This window comes from Siccirubricoccus deserti, from assembly GCF_014283215.1.
GTDB classification, from domain to species: domain Bacteria; phylum Pseudomonadota; class Alphaproteobacteria; order Acetobacterales; family Acetobacteraceae; genus Siccirubricoccus; species Siccirubricoccus deserti.
In genome coordinates this window covers 1-14,138 of record NZ_JACOMF010000068.1, presented here as the reverse complement: position 1 = coordinate 14,138, position 14,138 = coordinate 1, and the positions used below count along the sequence as shown (strand labels likewise).

General features: G+C 65.9%; 14 protein-coding genes. 9 read left to right on the top strand and 5 right to left on the bottom strand.

Features of this window, described 5'->3' with window-relative positions; translation table 11 throughout:
- Positions 1-402 precede the first annotated feature (402 nt).
- The 5 genes from H7965_RS25650 to H7965_RS25630 all read left to right on the top strand — a co-directional run bounded on the left by H7965_RS25650 (position 403) and on the right by H7965_RS25630 (position 5,094).
- Positions 403-1,536 (top strand): hypothetical protein, encoded by a 1,134-nt coding sequence (locus H7965_RS25650; RefSeq protein WP_186773398.1) that lies wholly within the window; start codon positions 403-405, stop codon positions 1,534-1,536.
- Positions 1,475-2,365 carry a hypothetical protein gene (locus H7965_RS25645; RefSeq protein ID WP_186773397.1) on the top strand — a complete coding sequence of 297 codons (891 nt, stop codon included), beginning with the start codon at positions 1,475-1,477 and terminating at the stop codon, positions 2,363-2,365. The genes H7965_RS25650 and H7965_RS25645 overlap by 62 nt, the downstream gene beginning before the upstream one ends.
- Before the next feature lie 41 nt (positions 2,366-2,406).
- Positions 2,407-3,267, top strand: coding sequence for a hypothetical protein (locus tag H7965_RS25640; protein WP_186773396.1), 861 nt, complete (start codon positions 2,407-2,409; stop codon positions 3,265-3,267).
- Positions 3,264-3,920: a uracil-DNA glycosylase family protein gene (locus H7965_RS25635; RefSeq protein ID WP_186773395.1), complete on the top strand. Its 657-nt coding sequence runs from the start codon at positions 3,264-3,266 to the stop codon at positions 3,918-3,920. Before H7965_RS25640 ends, H7965_RS25635 begins: the two co-directional genes overlap by 4 nt.
- Positions 3,921-4,695: 775 nt before the next feature.
- Complete coding sequence (locus H7965_RS25630; protein ID WP_186773394.1) at positions 4,696-5,094, top strand: hypothetical protein; 399 nt, start codon at positions 4,696-4,698, stop codon at positions 5,092-5,094.
- Positions 5,095-5,162: 68 nt separating this feature from the next.
- On the opposite strand, the gene H7965_RS25625 is transcribed toward H7965_RS25630, so the two are convergent.
- The gene (locus H7965_RS25625; RefSeq protein ID WP_222440816.1) at positions 5,163-5,573 is read right to left on the bottom strand and encodes a hypothetical protein; all 411 of its coding nucleotides are present in this window, start codon (positions 5,571-5,573) and stop codon (positions 5,163-5,165) included.
- Between the two features lie 318 nt (positions 5,574-5,891).
- Here H7965_RS25625 and H7965_RS25620 point away from each other — a divergent pair, with 318 nt between their 5' ends.
- Positions 5,892-6,797, top strand: coding sequence for a hypothetical protein (locus H7965_RS25620; RefSeq protein WP_186773393.1), 906 nt, complete (start codon positions 5,892-5,894; stop codon positions 6,795-6,797).
- Between the two features lie 1,441 nt (positions 6,798-8,238).
- Here the strand turns inward: H7965_RS25620 and H7965_RS25615 are convergent.
- The 4 genes from H7965_RS25615 to H7965_RS25600 form a co-directional block, all read right to left on the bottom strand.
- Positions 8,239-8,577 carry a hypothetical protein gene (locus tag H7965_RS25615; protein WP_186773392.1) on the bottom strand — a complete coding sequence of 113 codons (339 nt, stop codon included), beginning with the start codon at positions 8,575-8,577 and terminating at the stop codon, positions 8,239-8,241.
- Positions 8,578-9,603: 1,026 nt separating this feature from the next.
- Positions 9,604-9,846 carry a hypothetical protein gene (locus tag H7965_RS25610; RefSeq protein WP_186773391.1) on the bottom strand — a complete coding sequence of 81 codons (243 nt, stop codon included), beginning with the start codon at positions 9,844-9,846 and terminating at the stop codon, positions 9,604-9,606.
- Between the two features lie 515 nt (positions 9,847-10,361).
- Positions 10,362-11,072 carry a cysteine hydrolase gene (locus tag H7965_RS25605; RefSeq protein ID WP_186773390.1) on the bottom strand — a complete coding sequence of 237 codons (711 nt, stop codon included), beginning with the start codon at positions 11,070-11,072 and terminating at the stop codon, positions 10,362-10,364.
- Positions 11,073-11,204: 132 nt separating this feature from the next.
- Positions 11,205-11,573 carry a 4a-hydroxytetrahydrobiopterin dehydratase gene (locus tag H7965_RS25600; protein WP_186773389.1) on the bottom strand — a complete coding sequence of 123 codons (369 nt, stop codon included), beginning with the start codon at positions 11,571-11,573 and terminating at the stop codon, positions 11,205-11,207.
- A 222-nt stretch (positions 11,574-11,795) separates the two neighbouring features.
- Here H7965_RS25600 and H7965_RS25595 point away from each other — a divergent pair, with 222 nt between their 5' ends.
- From H7965_RS25595 to H7965_RS25585, 3 genes are all read left to right on the top strand, one after another.
- On the top strand, positions 11,796-12,818 hold the full coding sequence (locus H7965_RS25595) for a hypothetical protein (RefSeq protein WP_186773388.1): 1,023 nt from the start codon (positions 11,796-11,798) through the stop codon (positions 12,816-12,818).
- Between the two features lie 87 nt (positions 12,819-12,905).
- Positions 12,906-13,193, top strand: a complete 288-nt coding sequence (locus tag H7965_RS25590) for a hypothetical protein (protein ID WP_186773387.1) — start codon at positions 12,906-12,908, stop codon at positions 13,191-13,193.
- A gap of 266 nt (positions 13,194-13,459) precedes the next feature.
- Positions 13,460-13,882, top strand: coding sequence for a response regulator (locus H7965_RS25585; protein ID WP_186773386.1), 423 nt, complete (start codon positions 13,460-13,462; stop codon positions 13,880-13,882).
- Positions 13,883-14,138 lie beyond the last annotated feature (256 nt).

Sequence of the window (14,138 nt, the reverse complement as noted above, 5' to 3'; positions counted from 1 at the left end):
ACGCGCAGGCAGGACCGGTCTGGTACTGGCCCGGGCAGCATGCGTCGAGGAATTCCCCCGACATGTCGCTCTCCTATAGATACCAATTAGGAAAGTGACATCCGGGGGGAATTCCTGTCTCCCGGCTTCCCCCTCTCCTGCGCGTCTCACCTGACTCAGCGCATGCTGCCCCCGGCCGCGAGGCATCACCGTCATCATGCCGACCGGCACCTCCCTTGGGTGGTCGAGCAGCGCGCTGCGCAGCCGAGTGGAGGTGCTGGACGCGTGAAAACCCGACTGAGCCTGCGATGCCGGAAAGTGCTGGAGACACCACGCGTTTCGTGCAAAATCGAAACATCTTAGCCGCGCTGCATAGCCGACGACAGCAGGCTGATGGGCAAGTCGGCACCGGGGCAGCGGCGAGTGGAACACGCGGAGTTCGAGCGGTGCCTCAGGCGGGCTTACAAGCGCGGCGCGCCCCAAGCCCGACCGGTCCGGCTACCGTCGCCAAAGGGCATTCGCGTCTCCGGCGACCCCTCGTGCGCGACGCTGCACCTCTCCAGCGCGGCCGTCCTGGGCAACATGCAGGAGGACGCCTCGGCGTTCGAGGGCTGGGCTCTGGTGCTGGTGGCATGGTGCGGCGTCGGGCGCGTGTTGATCGATTGGGACGTGCCGGACTCGGCGGCGCTGGACTCCGACCCCGGCCACTACCAGCGCTTCCTTTACCGGGTCCACCGCTTCGCCCACCTCCTCGGCCCCGATCGGGTGGGCGTGTGCAGGGAGGACCGGCTGTCGCTGCTGCGCGTCGGCCTGGGGCAACCGGCCGTGTTCACCGTCGCGGGCGAGCCCCGCATAGCCAACCACGGCGCGGCCCCCGGCAACTGGCGTGGGCTCGGCGAAGATGCGCTAGAACGGTGGCTGACGGCTCCCGACTCGCCCGCCTGTCTGCGCCTGATGGCCGGTCTCGGGCTGCGGCGGATTGACCGGCAGTTCCCGGTCGGAATCTTCGCGGGCAAGGTCGCGGGGGCGAACCGGGTCTTCCCCGCGGCGAGAAGCGCGATCGACATCATAGGCATCGGTGAGAACCGCGCGCTCTGGCTGATGGAGTTGAAGGCTGGACGGAACGCAAAAGTCGGAGCGTTGTCCGAGTTGTTCTTCTACTCGATGGCTATGCACGACGCGCTCACCGACCGCGGCTGCTGGCGGTTCGCCGACCCGGTCGTGTCGGTCAAGTCCTGCATCCAACCCGAGGACGTGCAGGGCTGCGACCGGATCGAAGCGCGCCTGATGGAGCCGCCGATCCACCCGCTGCTCGACCCCGAGACCGAAGCGGGCCGACGGGTCTTCGGCTTCCTGAACGACGGCGCGGCGCGGCTGGGCTGGAAGGTCGCGTACGCGACGCTGGACCTCGGGCAATTCCTCGACCCCGAACCGCCCGGCTTGACACCACTGCGGCCTGACACACAGTCGCAAACAAAGACGGGATGCTTCCATCATGAGGGACAGATTGGTCCTGCATCCGAGGCGCTGGTACGCGTTTCAGACGATACCCGGTGAGCGTCCCGACTCCGCTTTTCGGCCATGCACGCCCGCCTTCATCACCGAAGTCACGCCGCTCAAGAGCGGGAAAGGCGTCCTCCGCCTCGGGTTCGTCGCGGCCCTATGCCCGGTCGCCGCGGAGCGCCGCACGCTGGACCTACGGGTCGTGCTCCATCGGGCCGATTACCTGATCGGCACCTTCCTAGACGCGGGCGGGTGCGAGCGCACCGCCATCTTCCGGGAAGTCGATCTGCCATGGCTGGCGCATTACGCTACCGAGTTCTGGTCGAGGTTCCCTCCGTCGAGCCTCGAACACGAAGGGATCGGATTCGCCATCGAGACCTGGGATGCGCAAACCTATCTCAATGAGGCGTTCGGCCCTGACGAGAACCACGTCCTGAACGGCACGACGGCGGCGAGTTTCGGGGTGAAGCTGCACAAGATGCCTAAGGCCACTGCCGTCATTCGACTCGACCGCTCCTTTTCGGAGTTTGACAGCTACCTGATTCGGAGGGGCGTCACGCCGCGGCAGATGGAAGACAGGTGGTTCATCTACTTCGAGAGCGGCAGGCTCCTCATGCGCCGAAGCTGGACAGGGCTCTTGATCTACGAGGTAGTTCTCGAGGAACGCGGCGCCTCCTTGTGGGCGAGGGACGCGCGCGCCAACCGGAACCCCAAGCAGTATGGGGGCACGGACGACGAGGACGATAAGCGCATGATCCTCAATCTCATAGACGAGCTTTTGCTTGGCCTACCGGCCCGAGTTCCCGTGCAAGAGGGGCTGCTGTCGCCAGACTGGCAGGCGATCGCCGCTAGGTCTACTGCTAGCAAAGCAGCCTTTCAGTGACGCAAGACCGGGCGCTCCTTGCCGCCACGCCGGGATCGGGAATGCACGCTGGGACCAACCGGAGCGGAGGCGGATCGCAAGCGTCCCCGCCGCTTTTTCCGACCGTCCCCGCAGAGGCGGTCGTCGCCGCCTATGCCAAGGCGCCCGGCAACGAGTTCTCTAGTGGCAAGATCGCCAGCCCCGAGTCGTCGGCAGCGCTCGTGGCGAACGCTTTTGGGTTCTTCCTGCTCCGGCCGGCCGACCTCCCGAAGCTGCCCTCCATCCCGGCTGAGGTGGAGTGGCCGCCTACGCGGATCGGCCTGGAAAAGTGCGTCCGCTTTCCTTGGCGCGGCGGCCTGCATCCCTGGCTGGACGCCCTTGTCGATACCCCCAGCCATATCGTCGGTGTGGAGAGCAAGCGCTACGAGCCGTTCCGGCCCAGAAAGCCGCCGGTCTTCTCCGACGCGTACTGGGGCGACGTGTGGGGCGGCGCCATGGCGCCGTTCCTGGCGATGCGCGACAGGCTGCGCGACGTACCCTCGGCCTACCTGCACCTCGACGCAGCGCAGCTTGTGAAGCACGCGCTCGGGCTGCGGACGATGGCCAAGGGTTCGGGCAAGCGCCCCTTCCTGCTGTACCTGCACGCCGAGCCCTTGGCGTGGCCGAACGGCACGCCAGTGCCGCCGGACCGCATCCGGCGGCATGCCGAGGAGGCGGCATCGTTTGCGGAGGCGGTTCGCGGGGCGGAGGTCGAGTTCGCCACAGCCACCTATGCCGAACTCCTCGCGGCGATGCGCGGCTCCGGGGTGCCCGAGGTGCGGCGCCACGCCGAGGATTTGACCGGCCTACTGGCCGTGAGCCCAGGCAGGTCCGGCGGAGTCGCGCTTGAGGTAGGCGGCCAGGGCGGGCCGTCACATCCATGAACGCTGCCGCCTTCGAGGCCGAGCTTGCGCGCAGGATTGACGACGCATTCCGCCTCAATCCAGGCGTTGGCGACCACCGGCCGAGACATCCGTGGCTGACCAGCAGCTTGGGCGACCCGTTCTCTGGTGTCTGGTTCGTTGCTGAGAACCCCAGCCTCTCACAAGTGCAGCGCGCCCGGGACCCAGGAGGTGGACCGCCGACCACGGAGGCGCAATGGCTCGTCAGCCGTGGGGACCGCCTATTCCGGCAAGCCTTGGTGGAGCACGGCTTTAAGGACGGCCCGTGGGACCGGCGCGGCGGCTGGCGGTGCTATGTCACCAACCTCATTAAGGAAGCCGACTATGCCGAGGCTTGGAAGCTGCGTCGGGAGCGCGACCACTTGCGGGCAGCGGAAGCGTGGGCACCCGTGCTCCGCTGGCAGTTGGATGCGTCGCGTCCGCGCCTCGTCGTGCTGATGGGGGGGCGCGTGGACCGTCTTGTGGATTACCTGAGGGCCGCTGCGCTGATCGCGTTGCCGCAGACCATGCGGATCGCTCACTACAGCTATGTGGCAATGCGCCCAGCGGGGAGGCTCGGACCAATGCATCCCGACCGCGTGGCAGCATACCTGTCGAGCTTCGCGGACGTGAGACGGCGCTTCGACGAGGGATAGAGCGGTGCGGCTGCAAGCAAGCCTCGCCGCCCGCTGCCAATGTCGCTGAGGTATGCCGCCACGGAGGGTTCGACCACCTCAATGAAGTACTAGACGGCCGGGTCGGGATTGTGTCCTTGTCGCATCCCCTTGGGATCACCAACGGCGGCGGCGCTGATAACGATGACCGGCGTAGCTGGCAAAGGTCGGTCGCATCCTCTCCGGCATCGCCCCCAAGATGTTCTCGGGCTTTAGTCTCTGCATGCCCGACGCGGGGGCATAGCCGGAAAACTTGAACCTAGCGGCTAGAGATTGCCGCCGAACGCGCGATGAATACAGGCAATCTCTCCTTCCGGGTTGCCGGCGGCATAATCTGGCCCGGCTAGTTGTCCGCCTTGGTGATTGCGCATCGTCCCCAGCATGGCAGGGATCATCAGTCCCGGCACGCCCGGCCAGGGTTGGCCAACTCTGCCCGCCGGCTATCCGGCCACGATCACCGAGTGCGGGCCGTCGAGGCCGCACTTGGCGGCTAGCGTCCGGCAGCATTGTGGCGGGGGCGCCGCGGCCAAGGCCGCTAGGTCATCTCCGAACCGCAGATGATCCTAGGAGTAAGCTGATAGTGAGTCATAAAGGAAAGCTCGACTTCATTTCGAGTTCGACCCACTATCTGCGAATGTCCAAGATGCGCTGGTCCCGAATTGAGCAAGAGCGTCGGGTTCGAACCTGGGGCGCCGCACCGCAAGACCCAGCAGACCGGGCGCTCCCATACGGGCGTGAGCCCAACGGAACTTGGTCTATGCGGGCCGTTGATCCTGAAGAATTAAAAAGAGCAAATCGCATACAGCGCAAAAAATCGGCGGCTGCCCTCCTTGCGCAGCAACAAAGAGCCGAAACCCAACGGCGCAATCAGGAGGTGAAGGCTGTCGCGGCAGAAGCGCGTCGCCTCGTGGAGGCTCAGTGCAAGTTAGCCGCAAGTGCTGTGAAGGCTGAACGAGAGCGAAAAATTGCAGCGAGTCACGTCCATGATGCCGCGGCCGTGGCGGAAGCTACTAGACAGGGCCGCACCGCATTCGAGCAGGCAGGCCAATATGTTGTCACGGCCCGCATTGGGAAGAAGTCGCGCACCGTGGTTGTCGAGGCGGCTCCGTCGAAAGCTGGCGTTAGGCACCGGAAGCGCCACCTGGAGACGCTCTGAACTCCGTGGTGCGCAGGTAATGGTTGGCGGCCGATAGTCGGGCTTGTTGGTGAGGTTCTAGCACCGGTTTAACTTGTCGCATTGCTCCGCATCCCCGGCATTTTGTCGATGGGCATCAGGCCGGTGGCGATGAGGCTCATACTGCTCACCATGTCGCTCTCGTCGGGGATCAAGCCTCGACCCGAAAACTCGACTGCGCGCAGCCCGTGGCGGCCAAGCTCGGCCGCGAGCGTGGAGGCGGTGGTCGTCCACCCGACGGCGTGCAGTCCGCTCTGGTGCGCGACCTTGCCGCCGCTGGCCTGAGGATCGTGAGCGCCGACCCGCAGTTGGCGCTGGCGAGGCTTGAGCATAAGGCGCGGAGCGGACGCGCGGCCGACATGGGCGAGCTTCACCTGGGCGACGAGGATGACGACTTCGACGGGATCGCCGCGTGACCAGCGTGGTGTGGAACGTGGTGGCGCGCTGATCGCTGTAAGCATCAGCCCACCATCCCCTGCGGTCGCCGTCCGGTGGCGCGAAGAGCGGCTGCGCGGTCCTGTCAGTGAACGGGCTGACGATGACGGCGCTCCCGACGGCAGAGCGCGTGGCGAGGTCGGCCGCGGCGTATCCCTGGAAGGCGGCGCGGTGGGGGTTCCAGGCGAGGGCAATGTCCATGGAGGTATTTGTGCAGCCGACGCCTTGCGCCGTGGCGGGCGCGCGGCTAAATGGCGAGTGGGGATTGTTCGGATTCTGCATGAATTCATCCCGCGCCGGGGAGCGCGGGGTAACGGCGGCGCGTGTACGCCGAGGAGCACCCCGTGGCACTCAAGCCTTTTCATCCGATTGACCCGCGAAACCTCCCGCGGTGGCCACAGCCGAACCCCAACGACACGATCTCGGAATTCGCCGAGGTGTGCCGCAAGGGGCGCGTGGACGTGCTGCACGCCGATGGAGAGTGGAGGCAGCGGGCGGTCGGCGGCGACTGGGTTGACCTGCTCGTGCCCGTGTTCGACTTCGGCTTCTCGGGCGTCGAGAGCAAGTTTATCCAGGCCGGTGTGGACCTGCTCAACGATGGCGGCATGATGCTGCCCTACCCGCGCTGCATCTACCTGCAACGTGGCTTGGACGACAACCTGGGCGACCACTTCAACCTCAGCAGGGCGCCGGAGATCGAATGGCTGTACTCGATCGCCGAGCAAGAGGACGGCATCCGCGTCGTGATGTTCCACCGCGGCCTCGTCGGCAGTGCCTTTAACCGGCGTTGGACCCTGTTCCCGGCCTTGTTCGTCGCCGGATACGGCGAGGACGCAAACACGATCTACTTCGATCGGGAATGCGACGCGGCGATCCGGGATGGCCACGTTGACCGGCAAGACTTGGCCGACAGGTGCGACATGCACTCCCTGATGGTGTTCGGCCTGACCTGCAAGCTCGGCATGCGCGGCGTCGAAACCCCGGAAGCGGAGCCGACGCCGCGCTCCCGGGCGGTCAACGCGGGGCGCGAGAGCGCGGGGCTGAGGCCGCTGCCGCTAGTGCGCCGGGTGGACGGCAGCCGCGTCGTCTTGCCGGAAGTCCCGACCAAGGCGCCCGGCACCGGCAGGTCGCCCCGGCCGCACTGGCGGAGGGGGCACTTCCGCACCCTGAAAGACGGTCGCGTCGTGCCCATCCCCTCCGTGGCGGTGAAGGGCGGCGGGGGACCGATGCCGACCTACCGAGTGGACTAGCCCATTGCGGTGGTGCTGACGCGAGCTAGGCGGTCGGCGTGCCCGTCCGACCGCCGCCCGTCTGCACGCCCCTGGGGCATTGCGTCGTGAGTTCAATCTACTGTGCCTCCACGTTGACGCCTGTCGTCCCGATGTTGCCCACCACCAGAACACGCGCGCGGGCTTGACCATGTGCTGAATGCGGCGGAACAGCCGTTGCAGGTCGAGGCTCATGCCGCGCGGGCCGCTTCGTCGAGCGCCTGCTGCCGATCCCAGTCGAGCGGCGCCAGCATGGTGATCTGGATGCTGAACGCCTCCCGGGGCGTCAGTCAGAGTTCCGCGGTGCCGCAGCCGCCCAGGCCGGGCCGGTAGGTAACCTCGGCCAGCAGCCACCCCCCTGCCCGGAAGCGCCGCAGCGCGCCCGGGGGACTGACCGGGCTGGGTTTGGCGCCCGCCGCCGAGGCGCAGACGAGGTACTACGACGAGCGCGGGCGCTACCTGGGGCGCTTCGAGACGAGCCGCGAACCACCCGCCACTACGACGCCCAGGGCCGCTACACAGGGCGCTCCAAGCGGCGCGGTGGCGAGGTCCGGGAGTACGACACCGCGGGACGCCACCTCGGCCGGCCGGAGGTGCCGAAGGGCAGCCGCACTCCCCCACCGTCCTGGCTACCGAGCCACGAACCGCCCGGCGCTTCGCACCTCGCAGGGATTGTTCTTAATTTGTTCCTACTCTGCCCGGTAGCGTCCCGCCGCATGAGCGACCTAGACCCGATTCGCCCGCTGGCGCCGCCCTGGCTACGGCCAGACATCCACGCCGCCATGCAGGCTGCCTACGACCGCGAGGCGGTGGCGGGACGCGATCCCGCCGTGGCGGTCGCGGCGGCCTGCGCGGTCCTGCTGGCGCGCGTCACAGGGGTCGCATCGTCGCCGGAGTGTGGGGAGTCGCCGGACGCAGCGGTCGCCATTCCGGCCAAGCGCCTCCGCCCAGCACCACACCGCGGCGCCTCGACGAGGCCGATGTCGCCGACCTCGTGGCGGCGCTCGCCTATGCGCTGCGGTACGACGCCCGGGGCAAGCCGCGCAAGTGCGGATGGGACCACGCCGCCGACCTCGCTGCGGAGTGGCTGGCCGAGCACCTGCGCCGGTTGGACCTCATCGCCTCAGGCGCCGCCCCGCCGCGCTGCACCGGGCCGGGTGAGAACGGACTATCGGGGTGTCAGCATGGCGGGATGGTGGCAGTGATGGCGGTGTCGCTTTCACCAAACTCGGCGCCCGCTCGAACTTCTCACTCCTCGACGGCGCTTCGCATCCCGAGAAACTGGTGAGGACGGCAGCAGCGCTCGGCCTCGGCGGGCTGGGGTCTGCGACACTAATTCGTCGCGGCCAAGCGCGCGAGCTTGCGCCTCGCGGTCCGCGCCCAGTTCGCAGTGGCGTCAGTTCGAATTCGGTTCTTGCCGGCGCTAGTGAGGACCTGTTGTTCCAAGTATCCCGCCATCAGAAGGTGATGATGGCCCGGTTTCGGATTTCGAGTTCTCAGAAAGAAACCATTTTGGGCTCTCGTGATCTGACCCTTGACTGTATATCAGACCATCAGTTTTCATGGCATCCAAAGCCTGGATGACAACGCGCTCCATTTTGGCGCCCTCCTCCGCCCCGGCCATTCTGTGAATAATGTATCTGGTCATGACGCCTGGAGGGCTTGAGCGCAGGATTTCGAAAATCTGACTGCGCAGTACATCAACACTTTCCCCCGGCTCCTCAGACTTGGAGCGGTTCGAGCCACTGTCGGCTTTGGGCATTGGGTATCTCCTTTGAGTTCGACACCAAGGAGGGCAAGTCGCGCCTGAAGGTTCCGGGCGAAGGCTCGTCGCTCCGCCTCACCATCTCGGCGTCTCTCCAAACCGCCTGCACCCTCGTGGTTGCGGGTCGGCAGGCGGCCGATTTCGCTACGCTGCATGGCGGTATGGCAGCGACCGCACGCCTCAGGCCCCTCTCCGAGAAGACTTCACGCGTCACCGCGCTTCCTGAGTGCCGCTCGTGGCACCGACCGCGTTCCTGAACGGTTGCGGGGCTACGCCGGCCTGGACCGGCGCCTCGCCCTAGCCGGACTAGCCCTGCGGGCGCCGCGAGGTGATCCACCTCCTAGGGGCGAAGCACTGGGTACACCCTGGCTACATCCACCATCACCGCCCGCCATGTCGCCCCTAAAGTCGAGCAGGTCAGCGTTCAGCCGCGCGAGGCCGGTCCAGGCATCGGCCATCATGCCATTCACAACCCGCCGTGACGGCGATGTCACGGGTCCCCGCGACGGCAAGGTGGCCTGAGTGCCAGCCCTACTCCTGGCGGGGATCACTAAACCGCTCTGGCTGCACCCACCGTCACCGCCGCCAGTTGAGGGAAGGCGGGCGGTCCTCCGCCGGAGACACGTTCATCGGTGTGGCGGTGGAAGTGTTGCCCAACCAGCCCGCCCTACGCGCTGGCCGGGACGATGTTGGACGAATACGATTTTACGGCGCTCCAACCGGTGCCCCAGCGGGACATGATGGAATGGAGGCCCGAGCCACGCCAGGGCTCGTCGCTGGTCCAATAGGAAAGACGCGACCTACTCCGCGGAGCCATAACCATCATCAGTCGGGTAATCGGCGCCGGCCGCATTCGGACCGGCGCCGAGTTGGCGGCCCTAATCGACGATGGCCGTGCTATTTTGATCGGCTTTGATCCTATGCGCCGAGACCAGTGGCTCCACCCCTCCGAGGTGACGCCACACAGCGAGATTGCCTATGGACGAAATCTAACACTTGGTGTCCTGGCAGTGCCGGTTGGGACTATCGCTTTCGCGCCCTTTCGAAAGCCTCGCGGTCGCGGGCGCGCTGGGCGCGCTGGTCCTTCTCCTCGCGCTGCGCTGCCTGTTGCATCAGGCAGTTCGAGTAGGAGTCTGTCCCTCGCCGGAAGCCGAAGCCATCGCAAGCCCGCTGGTCTGCCTCCCGATCCATCTGGTCCAAGGCGGCGATAAGACTGCATCCTCCCAGCAGGACGATCAGGGAACTGACAGCTAGAAAGCTCTTCATCCCTTCCTCCGCGAGGACCCACGCCGGTAGCGTATGACCTTCTAACCCCAGGTACCAAGCGTTAGGTTCTGACCACCAGAATGATGCTGACGCAGTCGGCTGGTACCTTGATCAGATGCGCCCCCCTCCGCGGCAGGGCACCGGGCCAGTAAGCAGGCCGTGCCCGAGCCCTGCACCACCGGTGAGATCGAAGCCATGGCTCAGCGGATGCTGTCCGAGATCGACTGGCCTGCCTTTAGCGCCGCAGGCGGCCGTCCGTACGCCACATAGTTAGTCATCCGAAGGCAATGGAGACCACGGACCGTGAGGTTTGGAGCGCGACCGTGGGACCGCAGCGGAGGCGGATTGGGGACCGAAGGGGCGTAAGTGCTCGGACCACCAGCCGCTCCCGTGGAAGTAGGTCGAGGAAGGCCCGCATCTGTTGATCAACGAGCATGTCCAATGCTGCCGAGCCACGTGCCCAGGGGTACGTCATCTGCACCGGGTCTGCCGGACTCCACCCGGCCCCCACTCCCCTACCTCGCCAGCGCTGCGATCAAGCGCCCGGAATCCGACACCCACCCGAACAGCAGTTGGATGGTCAGTAGCGAAGCCTCATGGTTGGTCCGGGGCTGGTCGTTGGCGATAGGCTCCGCCGTGCAGTCGGCGAGCACGACACAGTGGTAGTCCCGGAACATCGCGTCCCGGACCGTCGACTCCACGCATACGCTGGTCGTGCAACCCGCGACGACCAGATGCTTGATGTCCCGGTCGGACAGCACCCTGTCGAGGTCGGTCTGGAAGAACCCGCTGTAGCGGTGCTTGGGAACGATCACATCGCCCGCCTGCGGCGCGAGGCGCGGCAGGAAGTCGGTGTTCCACGTGCCGGCGACAAGGATGCGGCTCGCCCGACCGTCCGGCGCGGGCACTTCCTTCCCTACCCCGAGCCGCGCATGCTTGATCGAGTGCGGCGACCCCGGCCCGCCGGTGTCGGCTAGGCCGGGGCTGTGCTGCATCTTGAGGTAGACGATCGGCAGCCCGACCGAGCGCGCGGCGGCCAGGACCCGCGCCGTCGGCTCGACCACACGCTCTATCGGCGCGATGTCGATGCCCACCCGATCGAACATGCCGCCACGGGAGCCGAAGTCGTTCTGCATATCGACGACTAGAACGGCGCACCGTCCGCAATCGATCTCGACTGGCTCGGGTTTGGCGTCGAGGGTGATTACGCTGGTTCCAGCTTTCATCGGCTTCCTCCCTGCCCGGTGGGCCTCGAAAATCAGGTCACAATCGCCTCTCTCCGGGCAAGCCTCTTGCCCATGGGGCAATGGCCAAGCCCAGTTGCAACCGCCCAAGCACCTGAGCGGGGCGGCTCGCCCTCAATCCTCCCGGCGCGGCTCCACCCCGGCGGCGCCGTCGGCTAGGCGGTCGAGCTTGGCGGCCATGATAAAATCGTTCTCGTGCAGTCCCTTGATCTTCTTGGTCCGTAGCGAGACCGACGCATAGCCCCAGCCAAACGAGATGTCAGGGTGATGGCCCTCCGCCTCGGCCAGTTCCCCAGCGCGCACAACGAAGGCGAACGCCTCGCCGAAATCCTTGAACCGGTAGCGCCGCTCGATGCGGGTCGCGTCGTCCATCAGCGTCCAGTCGGGCGCCTGCGTACGGTAGCCTTCCGCCTCCACAGGCGTGAGCGGCGGGACGCCGCCGCGGCACGGGGTGCAGGTCTTCTCTGCCAATCTGCTCGCCATGGTGTTGCCTCCCGACGGACGGCCGCGCCTGCAAGGCCCTGGCGGGCGTCAGGCCGGTATCATCACCATCCAGAGGAAGGATAGGTTCAGACTGCTGTTCCTCTCGCTCCTTCTCCCTCAAGCGTGTTCTCGCTACCTCGCGACACACCCGGGATATTCCGATATGCCGAGCGCATGGCAGGCGATCGAAACGAGTCCCCAAATGAGCGTGCCCCGCTCCTCTTGGTGTTTGGCGATCTGGCGCCGCGCGTCGCCGCCCTTATTCGCGCCCGGCCCATCCTGATTGCTCGACTGATCGTCGCCCCACGAGAGGCCGTGCATGCAATCGCGGCCTTCCTCCATCTCGCCCCCGATGCCGCAGGGCCGGACGTCGACGTGGCCAAGATCATCAACCAGACCGATCCGCGCGAACTGCTGAATGCTGCCCTACCGGCTTGTCCGGCGCGGCTTTACCGGGCGCTGGACCGGGCTGGGGACCGTGTCCGTGAACGGCGCTTCTACGAAAAGCTCGCCGCTGTGTGTAGCGGCCCCTTCGCTGACAGGCTGCTCGATGGCGCGCTTGACGATATTCGCGTCGCGCATTTCGAAGCCCTGTCGCGAATGGACCCGGCCCTGGGCGCTATGCGCAGCGCACTTCCGGAAAACACCTATCTGGTGGAGGGGATCGACAGCCTTGTCGCATTTCTCCGCGCCCGTGGTGCATTGCGCGATGGCGACCTTCGGCTGCCTCCTGGGGCCGGACTGCCGGCCATAACCCGGCGGCTCCGCGTCGCACTCGGCCGCATTGAGGCGCCTGATCCGGGTTTCAACCCGCCGCCGCCCTTCCGCCTACTGCGCACCAGTGACGAGCTTCAGCGGATTGGAAAGGCGTTCGGGAACTGTGTGGCTTTGCCCCAGTGGGGATCAGCGCAACACCATTTTCATCTGCTCGACGGCACTGGGGTCTATCTTGCCTCCGATGAGCCGCCGCTGCTCGTCTCGCTGCGCCGCGCCGCCGATCGCGTTTGGTACTTTGATCAGGCCGCGGGACCGGGGAATGAAACACCTCCTGCGGGTATGAAGGCAGGGCTGTTTCGCGATCTAAGGGCCACCGGGCTGACGATCGTCACCGCGGACCCGCAGTCGTCGCTGGCAAGGCTGGAGCAGGAAACACGACGCAGCCGTAGGGCCGGCGGTGTGGAAGTTGATCTTGGCGGTGAAGGCGATGGCCAGGATGATGATGAGATCGCCGAGAGAGTGGCCTGATTGCCACCGCGGTATCGGCAGGTCGAGGCGCAGTGATGCGGTGATGCTGAGCAACGGGATAGACGCAAGGCACCGCCCGAGATGGGCATGAGGCACAATGAGTTCGTCGTCGGCCGGGTCTTTATCACCGGACATGGCCTTTGGCGCTGCACGGATGTCGGCACGCGCACCGTCATTGCCATCCGGATCGACTCTGCCGATGTTGTGTCCATCCTCGGCGGGCTGGAGGCGCAGAGCATCGTCGCTCCCAGTTGGTTCGATGGCCCGCCCTACGCGCTGGCCAAGACGGTGTTCGACGAATACGATTTTCCGGCGCTCCAACCGGTGCCCCAGCGGGACATGATGAACCGGGCTCCAGAGCCAAGGCAGGGCTGATCGCCGGCTGCCGCACGGGGTCGAATGGCTTGAAGACGCATAATACGCCTGGGCCTGGGCTGTAGATATGTTCTCCGCTCTTGATCGGGTTGCCGCTCCTGATCAAGACGCCACCCCTGGCAAGCACCTCCCGGCTTGTGTTCTCCCTGGAACCGTCGATCACCGAATCGTTATAAGAAATTTCTGTGAGTTATCGCAATAAGTTCGCCCAGGAGTTGAACGGCTTGGGGAAGTCGTCGGGTCCTGGGGGGCAACCGCGGATGTGCGTGCTGATTGTCGAGGACGAACCGCTGATCCGAATGCTCGTCTGCGATCTGCTGGAAGAAGCAGGTTTTGCGTGCACCGAGGCGGCAAGCGGTGAGGCTGCACTGCGGCTGCTGGACCAGGGCCGGCGCCGCCCCAACCTCCTTGTCACCGACTTCAATCTCGGTCCTGGCCTTGATGGCAAGATGTTAGCCCACGAGGTCCAGCGGCGCCTGCCTGCACTGCCGACTGCTTTTGTGACCGGCAATCCTGAGAGTTTCGCCGACTACCCGTTCCAGCCCTGGGAAGCCCTTTTGGCCAAGCCCTTCGCAGGAGCCGAACTCGTGGCAGTGGTTCGCGCACTTTGCGCTGATGGTCGTGGCACGAACCAGAGCCCATGGATGATGCCGAGCCGGTGGGACCAAACCGTACACCTCCGAGCATAATAAGAGGGTCGTGTCGTGCTGCCGTTCGACGAGGTGTTCGCCATACCTGATAGCATTCGCCGCACTCCTCATTCCCACCATGGCCTTCGACCGGCCGTACGCCACGGTGAAGCAGGGCGTGGACGCCATCCGGTGCCGAAGGGCGGGGTGCGAGGTAGCCAAGCGGGAACGGGGAGCACGGTTGCCTCGACGGGGACTGCGGGACCGGCTTTCCCTCGATGAACGACACAGCTTCGGCAATCGTCCCAAAGCGGAA

Bases quoted from the DNA above. Each gene is read 5' to 3' on its own strand.
- H7965_RS25630 (WP_186773394.1), top strand. From the start codon at position 4,696: ATGCGGGCCGTTGATCCTGAAGAATTAAAAAGAGCAAATCGCATACAG.
- H7965_RS25605 (WP_186773390.1), bottom strand. From the start codon at position 11,072: ATGAAAGCTGGAACCAGCGTAATCACCCTCGACGCCAAACCCGAGCCA.
- H7965_RS25615 (WP_186773392.1), bottom strand. From the start codon at position 8,577: ATGCCCAAAGCCGACAGTGGCTCGAACCGCTCCAAGTCTGAGGAGCCG.
- H7965_RS25590 (WP_186773387.1), top strand. From the start codon at position 12,906: ATGAGGCACAATGAGTTCGTCGTCGGCCGGGTCTTTATCACCGGACAT.
- H7965_RS25625 (WP_222440816.1), bottom strand. From the start codon at position 5,573: ATGCTTACAGCGATCAGCGCGCCACCACGTTCCACACCACGCTGGTCA.
- H7965_RS25610 (WP_186773391.1), bottom strand. From the start codon at position 9,846: ATGAAGAGCTTTCTAGCTGTCAGTTCCCTGATCGTCCTGCTGGGAGGA.
- H7965_RS25600 (WP_186773389.1), bottom strand. From the start codon at position 11,573: ATGGCGAGCAGATTGGCAGAGAAGACCTGCACCCCGTGCCGCGGCGGC.
- H7965_RS25640 (WP_186773396.1), top strand. From the start codon at position 2,407: ATGCACGCTGGGACCAACCGGAGCGGAGGCGGATCGCAAGCGTCCCCG.
- H7965_RS25645 (WP_186773397.1), top strand. From the start codon at position 1,475: ATGAGGGACAGATTGGTCCTGCATCCGAGGCGCTGGTACGCGTTTCAG.
- H7965_RS25635 (WP_186773395.1), top strand. From the start codon at position 3,264: ATGAACGCTGCCGCCTTCGAGGCCGAGCTTGCGCGCAGGATTGACGAC.